The sequence below is a fragment of the Flavobacterium sp. CF136 genome (assembly GCF_000282055.1).
In the GTDB taxonomy this organism is placed as follows: domain Bacteria; phylum Bacteroidota; class Bacteroidia; order Flavobacteriales; family Flavobacteriaceae; genus Flavobacterium.
Map to the genome: position 1 here is coordinate 15,154 of NZ_AKJZ01000078.1, position 25,001 is coordinate 40,154.

Below are 25,001 nucleotides of genomic sequence, written 5' to 3' on the forward strand. Positions count from 1 at the left end.
ATACACAAGTTCTATAAATATAGTAGAATTTAAAAAAATATTTTTTTATTTTTTTATCAATGAGGCTATAGTAATGCCTTGCATGGCTTTCAAAGTTTCGTCACGAATAATCATTAAACCATGACGCAGACTGCATTCCTCCTCAGTTTTGCAATCAGAGCAAGCTTCATAAAAATTTAAAGAAGCACAAGGTAAAAGTGCAATTGCACCGTCAAATAGACGATGAATTTCGGCTAAAGTGATATCATTTTTAGATTTTATCAGGTAATATCCGCCAAATTTTCCTTGTTTGCTGCTCACAAAACGTCCTCGTTTCAGATCTAATAAAATTTGCTCTAAAAACTTTTTCGGAATATTGGCGCCATCAGCAATTTCTATTGTTTTAGAAATGTGATTTTCGTCTTGTTCCGCTAAATAAAGTAAGGCCTTAAGAGCGTATTTTGCTTTATGTGATAACATACATTGTTATTATTTATTACTATTTGTTTATTATTTATTAAACTAAAAATACATCTTTAAGTTTAAACCTGAAACCTGAAACTAAAAAACCTGAAACTAAAAGCTCTACCAGCCTCCACTAGAACCTCCACCGGAGAATCCACCTCCACCAAATCCTCCACCGAAGCCACCGCCGCTTCCGCCAAAACCACCTCCGGATGATCCGCCGCCAAAACCTCCAAATCCGCCTCCGCTGCTTCTGCCAAGACTACTTAAAAGAATAACATCCATTAGGCTAGGGCCACCGCCACTATTGCCTGAATTTCCTCCTCCGCCTTTTTTGCTTCGGGAAATCAAAATTAACACAATTACTACAATAACAATAAAAGGAAGGATAGGAAAATCTTTTCCTTTTTTCGTTTGCTTGCGTTCACCTTTATATTTCCCTTTAAAAACATCAAAAAGAGCATCTGCACCTTTATCAAGTCCACGATAATAACTTCCGGCTTTAAATTCTGGAACAATTATATAATCAATAATTTGTCCGCCAATTGCTGCTGTCAATCGATCCTCGAGTCCATAACCAGGATTAATGGCTATTCTTCTTTCGGCTTTAGCCACTAAAATTACAACACCATTATCATCCTTAGCTGTTCCGCCTATTCCCCAGGTTTGTCCCCATTTTGTTGCGAGCTGACTTACATCTTCACCTTTCAAACTTTCAATAGTAATCACTACAATTTGTGTCGTAGTCGAATCAGAATAACGAATTAGTTTTTCTTCTAATTGTGCTTTTTCAGATGCGCTTAAAACATTGGCGTAATCGTAAACTGAAGTTTGTAAAGTTGGCATTTTTGGAATTTCAAACTGCGAAAATCCTGAAGTACAGATTAAAAAAGCTATTAATAAAAAGGTAAATCGAAAAACTCCTTTGGAATTTGATATTTTGTTTTGGGAAATTTTCATCATTTATCCTTTTGAGATTTCGTTAGATAATTCGTTTGTGTCTTCTTCAGACCAGGGGAAATTCTTTTTTAATTGTTCGCCGGCGTTCAAAATACCGTCGACAATTCCTTGTTTAAAGTTTCCTGCCTTAAATTGTTCTACCATTTTATCTTTGGTACAATCCCAAAAATCTGCTGCCACAACATCATTTATGCCTTTATCCCCGCAAATGGCAAAGCTTTTATCTTTGACTGCGAAGTAAAATAAGACTCCGTTTTGCAAGTGGGTTTCATCCATTTTTAATTCATGAAAAACTTCTAAAGCTCTGTCAAAGGGAACTTTAGAAGTTGTTTTTTCTATATGTACCCTAATTTCGCCAGAAGTATTTTTTTCAGCCATGCGAATAGCTTCTACAATTTCCTGTTCATCTTCTTTGGATAAAAAATCTTCTACTTTTGACATTTGAATTATTTTAGGGTTTAGATTGGTTGATTTTAGATTTAATTATGATCTAAAATATTAAATCTTTTAGAATTTTACTTCTACTGGTTTATCAGCACCTGTCGAAGCTTCAAAATATGGTTTTTCTTTAAGACCATACATTCCAGCTAATATATTTCTTGGGAAAGTATTGATGTTATTGTTGTAAGGTTTAACGGCTTCATTAAAACGTGTTCTTGCCGTTAAAATTTGATTTTCGGTACTAGTTAATTCTCTTTGTAAATCTATAAAATTCTGATTGGCTTTCAGATCTGGATATTGCTCAACACTTACCAATAATTTAGATAAAGAAGAAGAAACTCCTGATTGTGCGGAATTGAATGCAGCTAATTGTTCCGGTGTAACGTTTGCGGGGTCAATTGTAATTCCAGTGGCTTTAGCACGAGCTTCAATTACAGCTGTTAAAGTACTTTTTTCATGTTGAGCATATCCTTTTACAGTACTAACTAAATTAGGGATAAGATCATTTCTCCTTTGATAAGCAGTGTTGACATTTCCCCAGCTTTCTTTCACATCTTGGTCAAGTCTTACTGCAGTGTTATAAATACCACTTGCCCAGCTATATAATCCAATAACTATTATAGCTACAACTCCAAGAATTATTAATCCTTTCTTCATGTTTGTTTTAATTTAAGTTTATTTCTAGTTTTTAATATTATTATTACAATTCGTTTTTAATTTCTGTTAATTGTGTTTTTATGGTCTCTAATTTACGTATTATTTCGAATTTATCTAATGTTTTCTTTTGACCTTCCTTCAAATGTGTCTTGGCACCTTCAAGCGTAAAACCGCGTTCTTTGACCAAATGATAAATCAATTGTAAATTGGTTATATCCTCAGGTGTAAACATTCTGTTGCCTTTTGCATTCTTTTTGGGTTTAAGGATATCAAATTCACTGTCCCAAAACCGAATTAAAGAAGCATTAACATTAAAAGCCCTGGCAACTTCGCCAATACTGTAATATCTTTTATCTTTTGAAAGCTCAATATGCATGATGTTTCGCTTTATTTTTTATTTAAAACTCAATACTTTTTCAAAGTATTAGTCTAATGATTGATTTTCCTGATTGGCTAATTTTGAAATTGCCACATATTCTACTGCCGATATATTTCCGTAGTAAAAATTTAACGGATTCACGACTTTTCCATCTTTATGTACTTCATAATGGCAATGCGGGCCCTCCGATCTTCCCGTGCTTCCTACATACCCTATAACGTCTCCGCGTTTTACATGCTGCCCGGCCCTGCAATTGTATTTGCTTAAATGGGCATACAAACTCTCATAGCCAAATCCGTGTCGGATAACAATATGATTCCCATACCCTGATGCCGAATTGTCAGCTCTGGCGACAACACCATCTCCTGTAGCGTATATTGGTGTTCCGGTATTGGCAGCAAAATCCATTCCATTATGCATTTTTCGAACTTTCGTAAAAGGATCTGTCCTATACCCAAAACCCGAAGCCATTTGCTTTAAATTCTCATTACGAACAGGTTGTATTGCCGGAATTGCCAATAATAAATTTTTTTTGGCGCCTGCCAATTTCAAAATCTCATCTAATGATTTTGACTGAATTGCCAATTCCTTTGATAACTGATCAATACGTTTTGTAGTTGTCATTACCAATTTCGAATTATTATAACCTTCTAAATCTTTATATCTGTTCAAATCTTTAAATCCGGATTTTCGAATGGAGTCCGGAATTTCCGATCGGTTAAAATAGACTCTGTAAATATTATTATCCCTATTTTCAAGAGCTTGGGCTACATCGTCAATTTCATCCATTTTTTTATTCAATATGGCGTATTGTAACTTCAGATTCTCAATTTCACGAGCCTGAAAACGGTCTTTTGGTGTTTCAAAATAAGGAGTGTTCAATAAGATTACAAAAGATAAAAATCCAAATAAACCTGCAGCTACTAAAAACAAAATGGCAAACCCTAATTTAATCCGCTTTTTGGTTTTTATTTTCGTATACGCCAGATTTTCTGAATCGTAATAATATTTTACTTTCGCCATATTTTAAAATACCCTATTTTTGCACACTGTAAAAAATGTTAGTCGAACAAATTTAATAAATGTTTCAGTTGTTCAACGCTTTTTTTCAAGAATAAAAAACAATTAGATAATTAGGTAACGGGGTAATTAGATAATTAATTATAAAAATTTATTTTTAATTATCACATTTTCAAATTGTCACATTTTCGAATTAAAATATGAAATCACAAGACGTACGTAAACAATTTTTAGACTTTTTTCAGAGCAATGGACACTTAATCGTTCCATCGGCTCCAATCGTGCTTAAAGACGATCCAACCCTTATGTTCAATAACTCGGGAATGGCCCAGTTTAAAGAATATTTTTTAGGAAACGGAACTCCAAAAAGTAAAAGAATTGCCGATACGCAAAAATGTCTTCGTGTTTCAGGAAAACATAACGATCTTGAAGATGTAGGTTTTGATACCTATCATCATACTATGTTCGAAATGCTTGGTAACTGGTCTTTTGGAGATTATTTCAAAAAAGAAGCTATTAATTGGGCATGGACTTTATTGACGGAAGTTTATAAAATTCCAAAAGAAAATCTTTATGTTTCTGTTTTTGAAGGAAGCAGGGAAGACAATGTTCCTTTCGATCAGGAAGCTTGGGATATCTGGAAAACTTTAATCGACGAAGACCGAATTATCCTTGGAAATAAAAAAGATAATTTCTGGGAAATGGGCGATCAGGGACCATGCGGACCTTGTTCTGAAATTCATGTTGATTTACGTCCGGAATCTGAAAAAGCATTGGTTACAGGAAAAAGTTTAGTAAACAACGATCATCCGCAAGTTGTAGAAATCTGGAATAATGTATTCATGGAATTCAACCGTAAAGCTGATGGTTCATTAGAAAAACTTCCTGCACAACACGTTGATACCGGAATGGGATTTGAGCGTTTGTGTATGGCTTTGCAAGGAAAAACATCAAATTATGATACAGATGTTTTTACACCGCTTATTGAAAAAGTAGAACAAATTACAGGTTTAAAATATACATCTGACGAAGTAAAAAACATTAGTGAAGAACAAAATAAAACTAATATTGCCATTCGTGTAGTTGTAGATCACGTTCGTGCGGTTGCGTTTGCAATTGCCGATGGACAATTACCATCAAACACCGGAGCCGGTTATGTAATTCGTAGAATTTTACGTCGTGCAATTCGTTACGGATTTACATTCTTAAATACAAAAGAGCCTTTTATCAATAAATTGGTAGAAGTATTAGCAAACCAAATGGGAGAATTTTTCCCGGAAATCAAATCGCAGCAACAATTAGTTACCAATGTAATCCGTGAAGAAGAAGCTTCTTTCTTAAGAACTTTAGATCAGGGTTTACAATTATTGGATAATGTAATTGCCCAAACTAAAGGTGAGGAGGTTTCAGGAGCAAAAGCTTTCGAATTGTATGACACTTTTGGCTTTCCAAAGGATTTGACTGCTTTGATTTTGAAAGAAAAAAATATGTCTTTCAATGAAGCAGAATTTGATGCATCAATGCAGGAACAAAAAAAACGTTCACGCGCCGCATCAGAAGTATCGACAGAAGATTGGTCTGTTTTGATTCCCGGAAATGTAGAAGCATTTGTTGGTTATGATAAAACAGAAAACGAAGTGAAAATCACCCGTATTAGAAAAGTCGATTCTAAAAAAGACGGAATCCTGTACCAAATCGTTTTAGATAGTACACCATTTTATCCGGAAGGTGGAGGTCAGGTTGGTGATAAAGGAACATTGGTTTCTGCAAACGAAACTATCGAAATCATCGATACAAAAAAAGAGAACAATTTGATTTTGCATTTCGCAAAACAATTGCCGGAAAATATTGAAGCTGGCTTTGTTGCAAAAGTAAATACCGATTTAAGAGGTTCAACGTCTAAAAATCACTCTGCGACGCATTTAATGCATTTGGCCTTGAGAAAACTTCTGGGAACTCACGTAGAGCAAAAAGGTTCATTGGTAAATCCAAACTATTTGCGTTTTGACTTTTCACACTTTTCTAAAGTTTCAGATGAAGAATTACGTCAGGTTGAAGCAAGTGTAAATGCACAAATTGAAGCACAATTGCAATTGGTTGAACACAGAAATATTCCAATTAAGGAAGCTTTGGATAAGGGTGCAATGGCTTTATTTGGAGAAAAATATGGAGATAATGTTCGTATGATTGAATTTGGAGAAAGCAAAGAACTTTGTGGTGGAATTCACGTGAAAAACACGGCAGAAATCTGGCATTTCAAAATCATTTCTGAAGGTGCGGTGGCAGCTGGAATTCGTCGTATTGAAGCCATTACAGGCGATGCGGTAAAAAGCTTTTATCAAAATCAAGAAAATACATTATCTGAAATAAAAGAAGCATTAAAAAATCCTCAGGATATTTTAAAATCAGTGGCTTCTTTACAAGATGATAATGCGAAGTTGAAAAAACAAATTGAGCAATTATTGAAAGAAAAAGTTGGTGCTTTAAAAACGGAATTGGAAAAAGATTTCCAGGAAGTAAACGGATTAAATTTCCTTGCAAAACAAGTGGATTTAAGCATGGCATCAACGAAAGATCTGGCTTCTGCTTTAGGAAGTTCAAAATCGGATTCGTTTGTGTTCTTGGCTTCTGTTGAAGATGGTCAGCCAAATATTCATTGTTATATATCAAAAGAATTGGTAGCAAGCAAAAGCTTAAATGCTAATGCGGTTATTAAAGAATTAGGAAAGTATATTGAAGGAAATGGAGGAGGACAGCCTTTCTTTGCATCCGGAAAAGGTAAAAATGCAAATGGAATTTCTGAAGCTTTGGTTCACGCAATAGATTTTGTGAAATAATTATTTAAAAATCTTTTAGTAAGCTTCTTTTTTATTTCGCGCAAAGACGCAGAGTCGCAAAGTTTTTAAATGCTTTGCGACTTTTTTTAGTTATGATATTTTATTTTTGTAAGTTTATACTTTAATTCTAAAATATGACTGAAAATGAAATTTCAGCTATCGTGGTTGATATCTGTTACAAAATGCATGTAAAACTTGGTCCTGGTTTGTTGGAATCGGTTTATGAAGCAATTTTATATTACGAATTAAGTAAAAAAGGATTATTTGTTGAAAGGCAAAAAACACTTCCCGTTGTTTGGGATGAAATTAAACTTGATATTGGTTTTCGAACCGATTTAATAATTGAGAATAAATTGATTTTAGAAATTAAATCAATTGAAAAAATAACAGAAGTTCATGCCAAACAAATTATGACATATTTGAAAATTACAAAAATGAAATTAGGTTTGCTAATAAATTTTAATGTACCACTGATTAAGTTTGGTATTACAAGAATAGTTAATAATCTTTAAATTAATCCGTAAAAAATATTTAGCGAAAGTTACCGAGTCAAAACTTTGCGACTCTGCGTCTTTGCGAGATTAAAAAAGACAGCTATTTACGTTCCCCAATCTGCTGGCGCCACATCGCATAATACAACCCTTTTTCTACAATTAAATCTTCGTGTTTTCCTTGCTCAATAATTTTACCTTGTTCTAATACAAATATTTTATCAGCATGCATTACAGTAGATAATCGATGGGCAATTAAAACTGTAATTCTGTTTTTATCTGAGATATTTCGGATGGTAGCATTGATTTCTTCTTCTGTAATAGAATCCAATGCAGAAGTTGCCTCATCAAAAATCAATAAATTTGGATTTCTTAAGATAGCTCGGGCGATTGACAAACGTTGTTTTTCACCACCGGAAACTTTCATTCCGCCTTCACCAATTGTGGTATTTAAACCATCTTCTGCACGAATTAGCAATTTTTCACAGCTTGCTCTTTTTAAGGCATGATACAAATCTTCATCAGTTGCATTTGGTTTTACAAACAATAAGTTCTCACGAATTGTTCCTGAAAATAATTGGGCATCCTGAGTTACAAATCCTAACTGTTTTCTTAAATCTAATAAATCAATTTCGGTGGAATCAATATCATTATAAAGAACCTGACCTTCTGCAGGAACATATAACCCGACCAGTAATTTTACCAAAGTCGTTTTTCCTGAGCCTGACGGACCTACAAAGGCAACAGTTTCTCCTTGTTTAATATCAAAATTAATGTTTTCTACCGCTTTAAATTTGGCTGTTTTATGTTTGAAACTTACATTAGAAAAAAGTAAAGATTGAATTGCTCCAACATGTTTTGGAGTTTTCGGACGAAATTCTTTCGGAGCATTTAAAAGAATCCTGAAATTTTCCATTGAAACTTTTGTTTCATTAAGTGCAATAATAAAATTACCTAACTCTTGTAAAGGCCCAAAAATAAAGAAGGTAAAAAATACCATCGTCAATAAATCTCCCACAATAATTTTACCTCCAAACAAGAAATAATATAATGTAAAAACGACGCAGGTTCTTAAAAAATGAACAGTAGTTCCCTGAATAAAACTTAAACTCCTGATGAAACGTATTTTTTCCAGTTCAAGATGCAGAATTTTAAAGGTATTCAAATTTAAACGTTTTTCTTCCTGGTATGTTAATCCAAGACTTTTTACAAGCTCAATATTTCTTAAACTTTCTGTTGTAGAACCCGCTAATGCATTGGTTTGGTTTACAATTTTTTTGGAAACGATTTTAATTTTTTTACCCAGATACGAACTTACTAAAGCAATAATGGGCGCAGTAATTAAAAATATTATTGAAATGCGATAATCAATTCGCGAAACATAAAGTATTACAAATACGAAACCGATAATAGTTTGGAAAATTAAGGAAATCGAGAGTGTAATTAATTTTTCAGAATCAGAGCGAACTTTGGTTAATTTGCTCAAGGTTTCACCGCTTCGCTGATCTTCAAATTCTGCAAAAGGTAAATCGAGAGATTTTTTTATCCCGTCCGTATACATCTGGGCACCGGTTCTTTGAATCACGATATTGGTAAAATAATCCTGAAAGTTTTTGGTAATTCTTGAAACCATGGCAGCACCAAGTGAAAGACCTAACCAGAAAGATAAAGATTTTATGAATCCCATTTCATTTCCTTTGTATTTAGCCAGCCCAACCCCGCAATCCTGCATTAATTTACCGGTAATAATAGAATCTGATAAGCTGAAACAGATGTTTATTGTTGCCATAATCAAAGCAAAAAACAACAGCATTTTATGTTTGATTATATAGGAATATAATAATTTCATAAATGAATTTGAATTTAGGAGACGTAAAAGTAATGAATAGATTGGCTTGATAAAACTGATTTTCTGTTATTATAATCTAAATTTTTTAAATAATGTTTTTAAGTTTCGAAGATTTCGACATATAAGTTTTTAAAAAAAATGTAACGAAAAAAATGAAATGTCTATTTAGGATTCTGTTTATTAGACAGTTGTGTGATGCGGATATTTGTATGATTTATAAAAAACATTTGTTTAGTTTTTTGCATTAAAAATGGTTAAAATGTTTATTTGGATTTAAGACTTTTTTTGTAATACCTTTACTTCAAATAATAAAATATAATTTAATAAAAATGAAAAAATTTTTACTTCTTTTTTGTGCTATGACACTAGCATTAACTTCTTGTTCTAGTGATGATGATTCTTCTGATTCTGATTCTGTTTTACTTAAAAAAATTGTTTTAACTGGGGCAGATGGGAAAACAACAGTAAATTATACATATAATGGTAATAAACTTGTAAGCATTATTGATGATTTTAAAGAGATAAATATGCATTACACTTACACAGGAGATTTAATTACTAAAATTGAATTTAAATTTCCTGATGGATCAGTAGAGCAAACAAATACGTTTTCATATGGAACTGATGGGAAATTAGCAACTTTTTTAAGAGTTGAATCTGAGGGAGATGAATTATGGGGGTACAAAGAAGTTTATACTTATAATGCAAATGGTACAGTTTCTGTAAAAGGATATAGTGGAGATGATAAAACTCAAACTATTGCTTCAGGAACATCAGTAATTACATTTGTTAACGGAGATGTATCTGAAATAACAAGTACAAATTCACCAAATCATAAATATACTTACGATACTAAAAATAATGCAGCAAAAAATATTTTAGGTCTTGATAAAATTGCTTTTGCAGGTGGTGAAGGAACTGACGTTTTTCATAATGAACTTTCTGATACTTCAGATGGAGAAATTTGGTCTACTTACAGTTTTACGTATAATTCAGATGGTTATCCTGAAAAAAGTACTAGTAATGAAGAAGGCGAAAGCTTTACTTCAGAATATTTCTACTAGTAAGTAAATTATAGCCCTATATTAAAAGCCAAATGCATTTTTGTATTTGGCTTTTTTTTGAGGTTATATTTCCCTGCTTTTGAACACCCACCATCTAGTTATTCCGTCTTGAAATAAAATACTTTCTGTATTTGGTTTTTTTATTTGGTGGAAATTCGTGAAATTCGTGTTTAAATTATAAAGCATGCAATTCAGAACCCAAATCCCAATTTCTAAAATCAATAATCCAATCGAATATAATTCGAGGATACTTTCTTTTGGTTCTTGCTTTGCAGAAAATATGGCGGAGAAATTCGATTATTTCAAATTTCAAAATGAAACAAATCCTTTCGGAATTATCTTTAACCCGGTTTCGATTGAGAGAATAATCAGAAGAATTGTTGAACAGGAATTATTTATCGAAAAAGATGTTTTTTTTCATAATGAACGTTGGCATTGCTTTGATGTACATTCGGATTTAAGTAATTCAGACAGACAAGAGTTATTAGAAACATTAAATAAAACTCTTGAAGTAACGAATAAACAGCTAAAAGAAGCCACACATATTATTATAACCTACGGAACTTCCTGGATTTATAGAAATGTAGAAAGTGAACAAATTGTGGCAAATTGCCATAAAGTTCCTCAAAAACAATTTTTAAAAGAACTATTGGCTGTTGATACAATTCAGAAAAGCATCCAAGATACGATCAATTTAATTCAGACTTTAAATCCGAATGTAAAATTCATATTTACCATTTCGCCGGTGCGTCATATAAAAGATGGATTTGTAGAAAACCAGTTAAGTAAATCACATTTATTCACAGCTCTGCATTCAATTCTAAAATCTACAATCTATAATCTACAATCAGATTACTTCCCATCGTACGAAATCATGATGGATGAACTTCGGGATTATCGTTTTTATGGTGAAGATATGTTACATCCCAATCAGGTGGCAATCGATTATATCTGGAAACGATTCAGTGAAAATTATATTTTACCGGAAAGTATTTCTATCATGCAGGAAGTTGATGAAATTCAAAAAAGTCTGCATCACCGAAGCTTCAATCCTGAATCTGAACAACATCAAAAATTCTTAGCTAAACTGCAGCAAAAAATTAAGTTTTTAGGTGAAAAATTACCTCATATAAAATTTTAAAAACTCGAAAATAAGTAAGAAAATAATTATTGTCCATGAAATTTTAGAATAATTGCGTGTAATTATGTAAATTGTTAAAGTATAAATTTTACAATTTTGTAAACTGGGAACAATACTTTCGGTAACGTAATTTTAATCTAATGTGTTTTATGACGTATGAATAAGAAGTCAATTCATTTTCTAAAAAAAACACTGCGTGTGCTGCTTTGGTGTGTAGTTTCGATAGTTGCACTTTTACTTCTCCTTACGATTTTAATTCAGATTCCGTCGATTCAGAATTTTGCAAAAGATAAAGCGATAACGTATCTGCATAAAAAAATCAAAACTAAAGTTTCCCTGGATCGAATAGCAATTAAATTCCCTAAAGATGTTGTTCTGGAAGGTTTTTATTTTGAGGACCAAAAAAAAGATACTTTATTAAGCGGTAAACGTTTAGAAGTAGATGTTGATTTATTTAAACTTATAAGCAGTGAACTCGAAATCAATTCGATTTCACTTGAAAATGTAAAAGCTAATATTTCACGAAATAAGGACGGCGTTTTTAACTTTGATTACATTATTAAAGCTTTTGAGTCTAAAGAACCTAAGGATCCGGATAGCAAACCTTTTAAAATATCTGTTGTAAAAGTAAATCTGGATAATGTCAAGTTTAATTTTAAAGATGATTTTTCTAAAAATGATATTCGTGTAAATGTTGCTCATTTTGATACAAAATTCAAAAAGTTTGACTTAGATAAAATGGATTTTAATATTCCAAATATTAACTTAAACGGTTTGAAACTGATTTTGAATCAGGATGTTGTAGAGAGGATTGCTGAAGTTTCCGTGAAAACTGTTGATACAATCTCGAAAAGAAAAGATTTTAAATTAAAATTAGGGAAAATCAGTTTGTCAAAAATTGACATTTCATACGATAATAAAGATTCAAAACTGGATTCAGGAATACGTTTAGGGAATTTAGAATTGTCTGTTAATGAAATTGATTTGAATAAGCAGCTTTTGGATTTTGATACTTTCGAATTAAAAAATCTGAAAGGAAATCTAAGATTGGGAGCGAAAGATAAACAAATTAAAGCCCCAAGTTTAGATTCGACGTCAATCAAACAATCCGGCTGGAAAGTAAGACTAAATGATGTTGATATACAAAATATAGCTTTCAGGTTTGATGATATGCAATCAAAGCCAACTCAAAGCGGAATTGATTATAACCATCTGGATTTAAGTAAATTCAATTTTAAAGCTGAGAAGTTGTATTACGGAAATGATACAATTTCCGGAAATATAAAATCGCTTGCCGCAAATGAAAAGCGAGGTTTGAATATTCAGTCTTTAAAAACCGATTTCTTTTACGGGCCTAAAAATGCATCGCTGGAGAATTTATATGTGAGAACGCCGCAAACGCTTTTGCAGAATAAAATTAAGCTAAAATATTCATCGCTCACTGCATTAAAAAAAGATATTGCAAATCTTGGTATCGATGCCAATTTAAAAGATTCGAAAGTTGGTTTTAAGGATATTCTGCTTTTTGCACCTGATTTACAAAAGACAAATCCATTTAAAAGTAATCCAAATGCAGTTTTATATCTGAATACCCGTTTAAACGGAAAAATAAAAGACCTGAATATTCCGCAGTTCGAAATGAGCGGAATCGGTACAACGAGAGTTTCCCTTTCGGGGAAAATTACCGGTTTGCCGGATGCTAAGAAAGCCTATTACGAACTGAATATTAAAAAGTTGTCAAGCACTTCTAAAGATGTATATTCTTTTGTGCCGACAGGAACGATTCCGAAGAATATTCAATTGCCATCTCAATTTAATTTACTTGGAAAATTTAAAGGTTCTGTTCAGAATTTCAAGACCAATTTAACTTTGAACAGTAGTTTTGGAAATGCAAAAGTGGATGCTTTGTTTGATCAGCGTGTGAAGAAAAGAGAGAAATACGATGCAACCGTTTATTTGTTAGATTTTGATTTAGGCAGATTAATCAAAAATGATTCAATTGGAAAAATTACGCTTAAAGCGAAAGTAAAAGGGAAAGGTCTCGACCCGAAAACAGCTCAGGCAGAATTGGACGGAATTGTTCAGAAAGCTGTATTTAACAGGTATACGTACAGAAATTTAGCTTTAAAAGGAAATATCGAAAATGGATCTTTCGCTGTGAAATCCGGAATGAAAGACCCGAATCTGAATTTTAATCTGACTGCCAGCGGAGACACAAAAGACAAATATCCATCAATAAAATTAAAACTAAATCTTGATATTGCCGATCTTGAGAAACTGAACCTTCATGCCGGCCCAATGAAACTACGTGGAAATGTTGATGCTGATATTGCCAACAGTAATCCGGATTTTTTAAACGGAAAAGTTTTTCTTTCAAACATTCAGATTTTGCAGGAAACTGAACCAATTGTTTTAGATTCGGTTCGTGTAATTGCTTTTTCAGATAATACCCGAAATAATATTAAAGTTTCATCTCAGTTTCTAAAAGCAGAAATGGATGGAAAATATAAATTGACCACATTAGTTTCAGCAATAAAAAAATCATTGTCAAAATATATTGATCTAAAAATTCCAAAAGCCAATGGAGAATCAGACGAACAGCGATTGGCTTTTACATTGACAATTGATAATGATCCGATATTATTTAAACTAATTCCGAAATTGACAGGTTTAGAACCAATTAAAATTACGGGAAAATATAATAACGTAACCGATTCTTTAGAAATAAAAGGAACGATTCCGAGAATTGTCTACGCCAATAATACAATCGCCGATGGAAAAATTAATATCGAAGCCAAAGAAAATGCTTTAGAATATCAGATTTCCGTTGCAACAATTGAAAGTGGTTCTTTAAAAATTCCGTTTACGAGTTTATCCGGAGAAGTTCAAAATAATATCCTGACATATGCGCTTGAAGTAAAAGATGTAAAAGAGAAACAGCAGTATTTTATTGCCGGCGAATTTAAAGCAGAAGATTCTAAAAATATTCTAAAAATTGATGCGGAGAACTTCGTTTTAAATTATGATAAATGGAATATCAATCCTGAAAACTCCGTTGAACTTGGAGATAAAAGACTTTACATTAATAAGTTTTATTTGGATAATGCCGGAAATGAATTAAAGATTCAATCACAGGGCACTCAGAATAACGCACCATTGCAGGTTGATTTTGTAAATTTCAAAATCGAGACCATTATGAATATGGTTAAAAAAGACAAATTATTGATGCAGGGTTTGATTAACGGTAATGCTGTGGTCGAAAATGTAATGACAAACCCAATTTTTACATCAGATCTAAAAATAGAAGACTTCGCTTTTAGAGGCGAACCCGTTGGTGATATTGCTATAAAAGTTGATAATAAAACTAATAATTCTCTAGCCGCAAATGTTACGCTTAGCGGAGAAGGAAATAACGTTAATCTGGATGGGAATTACAGAATCAATGATGGTAATTTAGATTTTAACATAGATATCAATAAGTTGAATATTAAAAGCATTCAGGGTTTTACGATGGGGAACGTTACTGATGGCACCGGATTTTTATCAGGAAATTTCAAAATTGCCGGAAATGCAACAACACCGAAAGTTTCAGGTGAGTTAAACTTTAATAATACTGGTTTTAGAATCACACAACTCAATTCCTATTTTAAAACGGATAACGAAAAAATCACTTTTAGTAATGATATAATTACGTTTGATAAGTTTACACTTTCTGATGAAAACGACAATGAATTAGCAGTAAACGGTACAATTCAATCCCCTGATTTTAAAAATTATAATTTTAATTTAACAGTTATTACAGATGATTTCAGAGCGATACATTCTAAAGCCGCTGACAATGATTTGTTTTACGGAGATTTATTTTTAGATTCAAAACTGAATATAAAAGGAACACTTGAAAGTCCTGTTATTGGAGGGAATATAAAAATAAATGAAGAGACTAAATTTACGGTTGTTTTGCCTCAATCAGATCCTTCGATTGCTGACAGAGAGGGAATTGTAGAGTTTGTAAATGAAGATAATTTATATCTAAAACAAACTGTTGAAATGGAGAAAAAACTCAATCAGTCGGAGTTAAGGGGCATGGATGTGAGCGTTGATATTTCTATAGATAAAGAAGCTGAACTTACGTTGGTTATTGATAAAGGAAACGGGGATTATCTTAACCTGAAGGGTGAAGCGCAGCTTACAGGAGGAATTGATCCTTCCGGAAAAACAACACTAACGGGGAAATATGAATTTACGGAAGGAGCATATGAAATGAATTTCAATGCAATCCGAAGAAAATTTAATATTCAGAAAGGAAGTTATATTATATGGAACGGCGAGCCAACAATGGCAACTTTAAATATTACAGCAATTTATAAAGTAGAAGCTGCACCAATCGACTTACTTGGAAACCAGTTGGGAGCAGTTAGCCCGACAGTAAAAAATACATATAAACAGAAAATTCCGTTTCAGACTTTATTAAAAATGAAAGGTGAATTGCTAAAACCGGAAATTACTTTTGATATTATTCTCCCTGACGGAAATTATAATGTTTCATCAGATATAGTAACCGCTTCTCAGGCAAAACTGGAACAATTGCGACAAGAACCGGCAGAATTAAACAAACAGGTTTTTGCGCTTTTATTATTAAACCGATTTATTGGTGAAAATCCATTTGCAAGTGAGAGCGGAGGAACGAATGCTGAATCATTGGCCAGACAAAGTGTGAGCAAAATATTATCACAGCAATTAAACGATCTTGCCGGAGAGTTGGTTAGCGGATTTCAGTTAGAATTTGATCTCGAATCGACAGAAGATTATACTACCGGAACAAAGGAAAACAGAACCGATCTTAATGTGGGAGTTTCTAAAAAACTGCTTAATGACCGATTAAAAGTCACTGTAGGAAGTAGTTTTGCAGTTGAAGGCCAGGAACGGGCGAATGAAGAAAGTACCAATATCGCGGGAGACGTAGCGTTAGATTATCAGCTTACAAAAGATGGCAGGTATATGGTTCGGGCCTACCGCAAAAATGAGTATCAGGTTGCAGTTGAAGGTCAGGTTGTAGAGACAGGAGTTGCTTTTATTATTACAATGAGTTATAATAAATTCAGGGAACTTTTTCACCGCAGTGCAGAAGAAAAAGAAATGATTAAAGAAGAAAAATTGCGTAAGGAAAAGAAAAAACGCAAAGAAAAAGAGGAAAAGAAAAAGGAAGAAGATAAGGAGAATGACCAAATTGAAGGAAACGAGCAAAAAACATAGCAATATGGAAATCAGATGTATAAAATATTTTATAGTGCTGTCCCTGTTTTTTGTTTTTGGATGCAGCAATACTAAATATTTGCCCGAAGGCGATTTATTATATACCGGAGGTTCAGTAACAGTGAAAGATTCTATTATCAAAAAGAAAGAAAGAAAAGCACTGGAGAAGGAGCTGAAAGGTTTGCTGCGTCCAAAACCGAATAAAAAAATACTGGGACTAAAGCCTAAATTATGGCTTTACAATATTGCCGGAAAGTCTAAAAAAGATAAAGGAATCAGACATTGGTTAAGAACTAAAGTGGGGGAACCACCAGTGCTTTTTAGTCAGGTTGATTTAGATTATAATGTTGCAGTTTTAAGAAATTTTACAGAAAACCGTGGTTATTTTAAGACCAGAGTCAGTGCTGATTCAACTGTCAGAAATAAAAGAGTAAGAGCGGAATATATCGTTCAGCCAAAAAAACAATACAAAATAAAAGAGGTCAAATTCCCTGAAGATTCTTCAGCTCTGGGAAAAACAATTGCCAGAACCAGCCGCAGATCACTATTGAAAGAAGGAGACCCATATGATCTGGATGTTATAAAGGCCGAACGTGAACGTATTGATGCCCGATTAAAAGAAAAAGGATATTACTATTTTAATCCGGATTATATTTTGGCTCAGGTTGATAGTACAAAAGGAGATTCTCAGGTCAATATCAAATTAAAAATAAAAGATGAAACTCCTGAAAAAGCCAAAGTTGCCTACAAAATTGATAAGATTGTAGTGTATCCAAATTTTTCGGTTTCAAAAGACAGCGTTAAATACAAAAAAGAAGATATTGTCCAGTACAAGGATTTTACGATTATAGATACAGCCGATACCTTCAAGCCAAGAGTTTTTGACCGGACAATATATTTTAAAAAAGGAGATTTATACAATCGGAAGGACCATAATCTTACTTTGAACCGTTTTGTGAATTTGGGAACATTTAATTTTGTAAAAAATGAATTCAAACCTTCAGATAGTTTAAAAAACACTTTGGATTCCTATTATTATCTGACACTTTTGCCTAAAAAATTTATTCGTGTCGAGGTTTTGGGTAAAACGAATTCAGCCAGTTATACAGGTTCAGAAATTAATGTAAACTGGAATAACAGGAATTTATTCAGAGGAGCTGAATTACTTACCGTTTCAGTATTTGGAGGAGCCGATTTTCAGCTTTCAGGGACCAATAACGGAAAAAATATTTATAAACTCGGAGCAGAAACCAGTCTGACATGGCCAAGATTTATTTCACCGTTCAATATTCAGGGACCGAGCGAATTTGTACCCAGAACCAAAGCAACACTTCGCTACGAATATCAGAACAGAACGCAGCTTTATTCCTTAAATTCTTTTAATGCTTCTTTTGGTTATTTATGGAAAGAAAATATTCGAAAAGAACACCAGCTTAATGTGGTCGATATTACTTATGTGAGCCCGAGTAATGTGACACCCGAGTATTTGGCGGATATTGCTGAAGATAAATCTTTGGGAAAAGTAATAGAAAAACAATTAATTTTTGGTCCAACATATCAGTATACTTACACGAATACAATGCAAAAACGTAAAAAAAACACGTTTTATTTTAATGGCGAATTGGATCTGGCAGGAAATATAACTGGTTTAGTAACTGGGGCAAATGTCAGAAAAAATGATACGATAAAAATATTTGATGTTCCGTTTAGTCAATATGTAAAAGTTAAAGCCGATTTCAGGCATTATTTAAAACTCGGAAAAGAAAGCGAATTAGCGAGCAGGATCATTGTTGGTGCAGGATTACCTTATGGAAATTCAAATGTTTTGCCAACATCAAAACAATTTGTAGTAGGAGGAACCAATAGTATTCGTGCCTTTAGGGCCAGATCACTAGGCCCGGGAAGTTATCTCAATACAGAAACTACGAATTCCTATTTACCGGATCAGTCCGGAGATTTGAAATTAGAGTTTAGTACAGAATACAGGGCAAAATTATTTAGTATTGTAAGAGGGGCTCTTTTTGTTGATGCCGGAAATATTTGGCTTTTGAATGCTGATCCTAATAAACCCGGAGCAGAAATTTCTAAAGATTTTATGAAAGAAATTGCCGTAGGAGCAGGTGCCGGATTACGTTTTGATTTGTCTTTCCTTATTTTAAGGACAGATTTGGCATTTCCATTAAGAAAACCTTATTTGCCCGAAGGTGACAGATGGGTAATTGATAACATTAATTTTGGAAGCGGTCCGTGGAGAAAAGACAATCTGATTCTCAATATCGCGATTGGATATCCTTTTTAAACGTTTTTTTTAATGAATGTTTTTGAAAAATAATTTATAGCTGTCAAAACATTAAATTTGCTAAAAAAAGAATGACGTTCACCGCTATAGATTTTGAGACAGCAACAGCCTATCATCCCTGTTCTGTTGGAATTGTTACTGTTGAAAATGGAATAATTGTAGATGAATTTGTGTCTTTAATTAAACCTCCTAATAATGAATACTCTCCATTTACGATACGGGTTCATGGTATATATCCTCGTGATACAATGAATGCAAAATCTTTTTTACAAGTATATCCTGAAATTGAAAAAAGGTTAAAAAATAAAGTAATTGTAGCACATAACGAGAGTTTTGACCGCAATGTTTTAATTAAATCAATGGCTCATTGTGGTTTACATTATGAAGATCTGAATATAGCTAATCGATGGGAATGTACTGTGAAAATTTACAAAGCCAAAGGATTAAAACCAACAAAGCTTAGCGATTGCTGTCGGGAGATGAAAATTCAGCTGAACCATCATGAAGCATTATCAGATGCCAGGGCCTGTGCAAAATTATATTTATTACGATAATTTAATTATTTGTAATATTAATACTATTTATTTAGTACTTTAGAATATTGTAAACCAATATAAAGTCTAAAAATGAAAGAAGATTTTCTTCATTATCTCTGGAAGTTTAAAAAATTTGACACACTCAATTTAAGAACTGTTAACCATGAGGAAATTACAATTATAAATACCGGAAATTATTTAGAACTCGCCGGACCTGATTTTTTCAATGCGCAAATTAAAATTGGGAATCAAAAATGGGCAGGGAATGTCGAAATCCATTTAAAATCCTCAGATTGGTATGTGCATAATCATGAAAAGGATTCTGCTTATGAGAATGTGATCCTACACGTGGTTTGGGAACATGATGCAGAGATTTTCAGACAAAACAATACTGAGATTCCTGTTTTGGTTTTAAAAGATTATATTTCTTCTGAAATTATTTTAAACTACAACTCTTTAACGTTGCCAAAATCATGGATATTTTGTGAAAAACAAATTACTCAGGTAGGAAATTTTGTTTTTAAAAATTGGCAGGAACGTTTGTTTTTTGAGCGATTAGAACGAAAGTCAAAATCTATTTATGATTTATTGGAAGAAACAAATCAGGATTGGGAAGCTGTTCTGTTTTGTCTTCTGGCAAAGAATTTTGGTTTAAATACCAATGGAAATTCATTTTTGCAATTGGCAAAAGCAATTCCATTTTCGATTATCAGAAAAGAAAGTTTTGAACTGGAAAATCTTGAAGCACTATTCTTTGGGAGTGCAGGATTATTAGACTCGGATAAAGAAGATGTTTATTTTAAAGACCTGAAATTTAGATATTTTTATCTTTTGCATAAATATCAATTAGAAAAAGTTTACATAGAGCCGATTCAGTTTTTTAAACACCGACCGGATAACTTTCCAACTATAAGACTTTCGCAATTAGCGAATTTATATCATGAACATCAAAATTTATTTTCTAAAGTTATTGAGTTAAAATCTATTACAGATATTTATAAATTATTAAATAGTTCAGCCGGCCTGTATTGGCAAAACCATTATCAATTTGATAAAGAAAGTCCAAAAAAGAGAAAAATATTATCTAATTCATTTATAGATTTATTGGTGATAAATACAATTATTCCATTACAATTTGCTTATTCTAAAACAAGGGGTGAATCAATTTCTGAAGACCTGATTTCTATTTTGGATGAAATTTCCCCGGAGAAAAATTCAATTATTGAAAAATTTAAATCCTTCGGCATTAAATCAGCAAATGCATTTGATACACAATCCTTGTTACAGCTTAAAAAAGAATATTGCGATGTTAATGGTTGTCTGAAATGTGCAGTAGGAATGGAGTTGTTGAAAAATAATTAGAGGTTTTAATTTGATAATTAGGAAAATGGAGGAGAAAGCACATTAGATAATTTTGTATTTTTGTTTAAAATTTAAAATAATAAAGATGTCCGCTATTTTAAAACTTAAATTCTTTTTCGAAAAATACGGTTTTCATGTTTCGTCACGATTGGCTGATAAACTTGGAATGCGCGTAACCAGCGTTCGATTGTTTTTTATTTATATTTCGTTTGTGACTGCCGGATTAGGTTTTGGAGTTTATCTTACTTTAGCTTTCTGGATTCGGTTAAAAGATCTGATAAGGGCCAAACGAACTTCAGTTTTTGATTTGTAACATAAATTTTAATCATAAAAAAAGGGATTATAAAGCTTTTGCTTCATAATCCCTTTTCGTTATATATTGAAAATTTATTTTTCAGAATTGTTTAAAACACTATGTTTCTTACCATATGCGAAATAAATAATAATACCTATTGCCATCCATATAAAAAGCCTTAACCAATTGGTCCAGCCTAAACCATACATCATGGCACAACAAACACCAACTCCTAATAGCGGAATTAAAGGAACAAACGGCGTTTTAAACTCTCTTACCATGTTAGGTTCTTTTTTTCGTAAAATAATAACGGAAATACACACAAGAACAAAAGCAAATAAGGTACCAATACTTGTCATATCACCCACAATATCACCTGGGATAAAAGCGGCGAAAGCACCAACGATTACTAAAATTGCAAGGTTGGCTTTGTATGGAGTTTTGTATTTTGAGTGGATATCACTGAAAGCTTTTGGAAGTAAACCGTCTTTACCCATTGCATAAAATACTCTGGATTGTCCTAATAACATCACTAAAATTACAGAAGAAAATCCTGCTAAGATGGCAACGGTTACTAATTGTCCTAACCATTCGTATCCAATCATGTATTTGTTGATTGCAAATGCAACTGAAGCTTCTTTACCACCAGTTCTGAAATCTTCAACTGTAGCAACACCGGTCAAAACATGAGCAAAAAGGATATATAATAATGTACATACGGCTAATGAACCTAATATACCAATTGGCATTGCTCTTTTAGGGTTTTTAGTTTCCTGAGCAGCTGTACTAACAGCATCAAATCCGATGAAAGCAAAGAAAACTGTTCCGGCAGCGCCTAAAATTCCCATAATTCCCCCGTAACTATGATCAATTCCGTGTTCATCTGTAAAAATTGAACTTTTTGGAATATATGGCGTATGGTTTACCGGGTTAATAAAGTGCCAGCCAATAACTATAATAAGAATTACAATGGCAACTTTTACAATTACAATAATGCCATTTACAAAAGCAGATTCCTGTATTCCTTTTATTAATAATAAGCTAATAACTGCGACAATAAATAAAGCCGGTAAATTAATTATTCCATGTTCTCCTGTTGCAGGATTTGATTGAAAAGGAGAATGAGAAAGAGAAAATGGTATTGGACTTACATGCAAAACATTGACCAGTAAATTATTGAGGTATTCGCTCCAGGCTATCCCGACGGTTGCGGCCCCCACAGCATATTCCAAAATTAAATCCCAACCGATTATCCATGCTAAAAATTCGCCCATCGTGGCGTAAGTATAGGTGTATGCACTACCTGAAATCGGAATAGATGAAGATAGTTCAGCATAACATAATCCCGCTAAAGCACACCCAATAGCTGCAACAATAAATGCAATAGTTACAGATGGTCCGGCACTCTGAGCAGCAGCAGTTGCTGTTCTTACAAATAAACCGGCTCCAATAATGGCGCCAATTCCGAGGGCAATTAATGACCAGGCAGTTAATGTTCTTTTTAATCCTTTTTCAGAATCAGCGGCTTCGGCTAAAAGCTGAGCTAATGGTTTTCGTTTCCAAATAGACATATTTATTTAGGGTTTATTGTTATTAAGCTTCAAATGTATTGTTTTTTATAAAAAATAAAAACAATTATGCAGTTTTAAGTTATAAAATATTTAACTTTTAAAGAAGTATCTCTGCAATTATTCATTTTGGATGATAAACTTTCATTCAAATTATGCTGGTGAAGAAAAATAAAGATTGAATCTAAAATATTTTTTTAATATTTTTCTTAATAAATTATCGTTTATTTGACTTAATTTATAGTTTCAAATCTTAATAATATTATAGAATAATGAATTTTAAAAACATAGCATCCTATTTTAAGTTTACAAATCAACAACGAAAAGGGATTTTTTTATTTTTACTTTTAATAATTGGGTTACAGTTTGCTTATTTTTTTTCGGATTTTAGCCAAATTGAAAAAAACTTTTCAGAAAAGAAAGAATGGTTGTCTCTGCAAACAGAAATTGATTCATTAAAAACGACCAGATATAAGGAAAAGCAAAAAATATATCCATTTAATCCAAACTTTATTTCAGATTATAAGGGATATAAATTAGGAATGTCTTTAAAAGAAATTGATCGATTGTTTGCTTTTAGAAAAGACAATAAATATGTGAGCTCTGCGGAAGAATTTCAAAAAGTAACAAAAGTTTCGGATTCTCTATTACATCGTATTTCACCTTATTTTAAATTTCCGGATTGGATTAATAAAAAAAATGTCTCCATGTCTGGTAAACAATATGAGCAGAAATCATTTCCTAAAAAAGGAAAAATTGTTGCGATGGATATTAATCAGGCAACGCAGGAAGATTTAATGAAAATTTATGGAATCGGAGAAGGCTTGTCGTTGCGGATTTTAAAACAAAAAGAAAACTTGGAAGCTTTTGTTTCGATGGAACAAATGAACGATGTCTGGGGAGTTTCTCCTGAAGTTGTAACTGAATTAAAAAATCATTTCAGGGTTTTATCCTTTCCCAAAATTAAAAAAATCCTCATAAATGATGCATCTTTAAAAGAGTTAGCCCAGTTTTCTTATTTCAGATATGTTTTGGCAAAACAAATTGTAACTTATAGGAGTATGAACGGAAATATTAAAAATATTGAGGATTTGATAAAAATTAAAGGCTTTCCTGTTGAAAAAGCAAATATAATTGGTTTATATTTGGAGTTCTAAAAACAGATTACAATGAATTTTGATTACAACGAAACGCAATTGATGATTGCGCAGTCTATAAAAGATTTTGCTGAAAAAAACATAAGACCTTATATAATGGAGTGGGATGAAGCGCAAATTTTTCCGCTTCCGTTGTTTAAACAGTTAGGCGAAATGGGCTTTATGGGTATTTTAGTTCCGGAAGAATATGGCGGTTCCGGTTTAGGGTATCACGAATATATTACTGTTATTGAAGAAATTTCAAAAGTTGATCCATCAATAGGATTGTCGGTTGCTGCACATAATTCATTATGTACTAATCATATCCTGACTTTTGGAACTGAAGAACAAAAGAAAAAATGGTTGCCAAAACTAGCTACTGCTGAGCATATTGGGGCATGGGGATTAACAGAACACAATACAGGTTCTGATGCCGGCGGAATGAATACAACTGCTGTTAAAGACGGTGATTTTTGGATTATAAATGGAGCTAAAAACTTTATTACACATGCTATTTCAGGTGATATTGCTGTGGTAGTGGTGCGTACAGGTGAAAAAGGAGACTCAAAAGGAATGACAGCTTTTGTTTTTGAAAAAGGAATGCCGGGATTTACATCTGGGAAAAAAGAGAATAAATTAGGAATGCGTGCCAGTGAAACTGCTGAACTTGTTTTTGATAATTGCAGGGTACCGGATACTAATAGATTAGGTGAAGTTGGGCAGGGTTTTGTTCAGGCAATGAAAATATTAGATGGAGGAAGAATTTCAATAGGCGCCTTGTCTCTTGGGATTTCTAAAGGAGCATACGAAGCAGCTTTAAAATATTCAAAAGAAAGACATCAGTTTGGACAGCCTATTAGCAGTTTTCAGGCGATTTCATTTAAATTGGCAGATATGGCTACCGAAATTGAAGCTTCGGAACTTCTGTTGCATAAAGCTGCTTTCTTAAAACAAGAGCACAGACCTGTTACTACATCAGGAGCTATGGCAAAAATGTATGCTTCAGAAGTTTGTGTAAAAGTGGCTAATGAAGCGGTTCAGATTCACGGAGGTTATGGTTATACAAAAGATTATCCGGTAGAGAAATTCTACAGGGATTCTAAATTATGTACTATTGGTGAAGGAACTACTGAAATTCAGAAACTTGTAATTGCCAGGAATATTTTAAAAGAATAAAGAATAAAGAATAAAGAATAAAGAATAAAGAATAAAGAATAAAGAATAAAGAATAAAGAATAAAGAATAAAGAATAAAGAATAAAGAATAAAG

19 protein-coding genes are annotated in these 25,001 nt (G+C 32.7%); 11 read left to right on the forward strand and 8 right to left on the reverse strand.

Features of this window, described 5'->3' with window-relative positions; all coding sequences use genetic code 11:
* Positions 1-45: 45 nt before the first annotated feature.
* The 6 genes from PMI10_RS18905 to PMI10_RS18930 all read right to left on the reverse strand — a co-directional run bounded on the left by PMI10_RS18905 (position 46) and on the right by PMI10_RS18930 (position 3,904).
* On the reverse strand, positions 46-459 hold the full coding sequence (locus PMI10_RS18905; protein ID WP_007810843.1) for an RrF2 family transcriptional regulator: 414 nt from the start codon (positions 457-459) through the stop codon (positions 46-48).
* Between the two features lie 105 nt (positions 460-564).
* The gene (locus PMI10_RS18910; RefSeq protein WP_035632242.1) at positions 565-1,404 is read right to left on the reverse strand and encodes a TPM domain-containing protein; all 840 of its coding nucleotides are present in this window, start codon (positions 1,402-1,404) and stop codon (positions 565-567) included.
* Between the two features lie 3 nt (positions 1,405-1,407).
* Complete coding sequence (locus tag PMI10_RS18915) at positions 1,408-1,845, reverse strand: TPM domain-containing protein (RefSeq protein WP_007810845.1); 438 nt, start codon at positions 1,843-1,845, stop codon at positions 1,408-1,410.
* Between the two features lie 66 nt (positions 1,846-1,911).
* On the reverse strand, positions 1,912-2,502 hold the full coding sequence (locus tag PMI10_RS18920; protein WP_007810846.1) for a LemA family protein: 591 nt from the start codon (positions 2,500-2,502) through the stop codon (positions 1,912-1,914).
* A gap of 43 nt (positions 2,503-2,545) precedes the next feature.
* Positions 2,546-2,878, reverse strand: a complete 333-nt coding sequence (locus PMI10_RS18925; protein WP_007810847.1) for a MerR family transcriptional regulator — start codon at positions 2,876-2,878, stop codon at positions 2,546-2,548.
* Between the two features lie 48 nt (positions 2,879-2,926).
* The gene (locus PMI10_RS18930; protein ID WP_007810849.1) at positions 2,927-3,904 is read right to left on the reverse strand and encodes a peptidoglycan DD-metalloendopeptidase family protein; all 978 of its coding nucleotides are present in this window, start codon (positions 3,902-3,904) and stop codon (positions 2,927-2,929) included.
* A gap of 197 nt (positions 3,905-4,101) precedes the next feature.
* Here PMI10_RS18930 and alaS point away from each other — a divergent pair, with 197 nt between their 5' ends.
* Positions 4,102-6,738: an alanine--tRNA ligase gene (gene alaS / locus PMI10_RS18935; protein ID WP_007810850.1), complete on the forward strand. Its 2,637-nt coding sequence runs from the start codon at positions 4,102-4,104 to the stop codon at positions 6,736-6,738.
* Positions 6,739-6,872: 134 nt separating this feature from the next.
* Positions 6,873-7,250 carry a GxxExxY protein gene (locus tag PMI10_RS18940; protein WP_007810851.1) on the forward strand — a complete coding sequence of 126 codons (378 nt, stop codon included), beginning with the start codon at positions 6,873-6,875 and terminating at the stop codon, positions 7,248-7,250.
* Positions 7,251-7,332: 82 nt separating this feature from the next.
* Here the strand turns inward: PMI10_RS18940 and PMI10_RS18945 are convergent, their stop codons facing one another.
* A complete protein-coding gene (locus PMI10_RS18945) occupies positions 7,333-9,078 on the reverse strand; it encodes an ABC transporter ATP-binding protein (RefSeq protein ID WP_035632239.1) in 1,746 nt (581 codons plus the stop codon).
* A 329-nt stretch (positions 9,079-9,407) separates the two neighbouring features.
* Here PMI10_RS18945 and PMI10_RS18950 point away from each other — a divergent pair, with 329 nt between their 5' ends.
* From PMI10_RS18950 to PMI10_RS18980, 7 genes are all read left to right on the forward strand, one after another.
* A complete protein-coding gene (locus PMI10_RS18950; RefSeq protein ID WP_007810853.1) occupies positions 9,408-10,142 on the forward strand; it encodes a hypothetical protein in 735 nt (244 codons plus the stop codon).
* A 184-nt stretch (positions 10,143-10,326) separates the two neighbouring features.
* Positions 10,327-11,283: a GSCFA domain-containing protein gene (locus PMI10_RS18955; protein WP_007810854.1), complete on the forward strand. Its 957-nt coding sequence runs from the start codon at positions 10,327-10,329 to the stop codon at positions 11,281-11,283.
* A 156-nt stretch (positions 11,284-11,439) separates the two neighbouring features.
* Positions 11,440-16,536, forward strand: a complete 5,097-nt coding sequence (locus tag PMI10_RS18960) for a translocation/assembly module TamB domain-containing protein (RefSeq protein ID WP_007810856.1) — start codon at positions 11,440-11,442, stop codon at positions 16,534-16,536.
* Positions 16,537-16,540: 4 nt separating this feature from the next.
* Complete coding sequence (locus PMI10_RS18965; RefSeq protein WP_007810857.1) at positions 16,541-18,835, forward strand: translocation and assembly module lipoprotein TamL; 2,295 nt, start codon at positions 16,541-16,543, stop codon at positions 18,833-18,835.
* 71 nt (positions 18,836-18,906) lie between these two features.
* The gene (locus tag PMI10_RS18970; protein WP_007810858.1) at positions 18,907-19,389 is read left to right on the forward strand and encodes a 3'-5' exonuclease; all 483 of its coding nucleotides are present in this window, start codon (positions 18,907-18,909) and stop codon (positions 19,387-19,389) included.
* 72 nt (positions 19,390-19,461) lie between these two features.
* Positions 19,462-20,733, forward strand: a complete 1,272-nt coding sequence (locus tag PMI10_RS18975) for a DUF2851 family protein (protein WP_007810859.1) — start codon at positions 19,462-19,464, stop codon at positions 20,731-20,733.
* A gap of 85 nt (positions 20,734-20,818) precedes the next feature.
* Complete coding sequence (locus tag PMI10_RS18980; protein WP_007810860.1) at positions 20,819-21,046, forward strand: PspC family transcriptional regulator; 228 nt, start codon at positions 20,819-20,821, stop codon at positions 21,044-21,046.
* Between the two features lie 74 nt (positions 21,047-21,120).
* Here PMI10_RS18980 and PMI10_RS18985 read toward each other — a convergent pair whose 3' ends face one another.
* Positions 21,121-22,599, reverse strand: coding sequence for an amino acid permease (locus tag PMI10_RS18985; protein WP_007810861.1), 1,479 nt, complete (start codon positions 22,597-22,599; stop codon positions 21,121-21,123).
* A 269-nt stretch (positions 22,600-22,868) separates the two neighbouring features.
* Between PMI10_RS18985 and PMI10_RS18990 the strand changes: the two genes are divergently transcribed.
* Both PMI10_RS18990 and PMI10_RS18995 read left to right on the forward strand, forming a co-directional pair.
* Positions 22,869-23,753: a ComEA family DNA-binding protein gene (locus PMI10_RS18990; RefSeq protein ID WP_007810862.1), complete on the forward strand. Its 885-nt coding sequence runs from the start codon at positions 22,869-22,871 to the stop codon at positions 23,751-23,753.
* Between the two features lie 12 nt (positions 23,754-23,765).
* Positions 23,766-24,908 (forward strand): acyl-CoA dehydrogenase family protein, encoded by a 1,143-nt coding sequence (locus tag PMI10_RS18995; RefSeq protein ID WP_007810863.1) that lies wholly within the window; start codon positions 23,766-23,768, stop codon positions 24,906-24,908.
* Positions 24,909-25,001 lie beyond the last annotated feature (93 nt).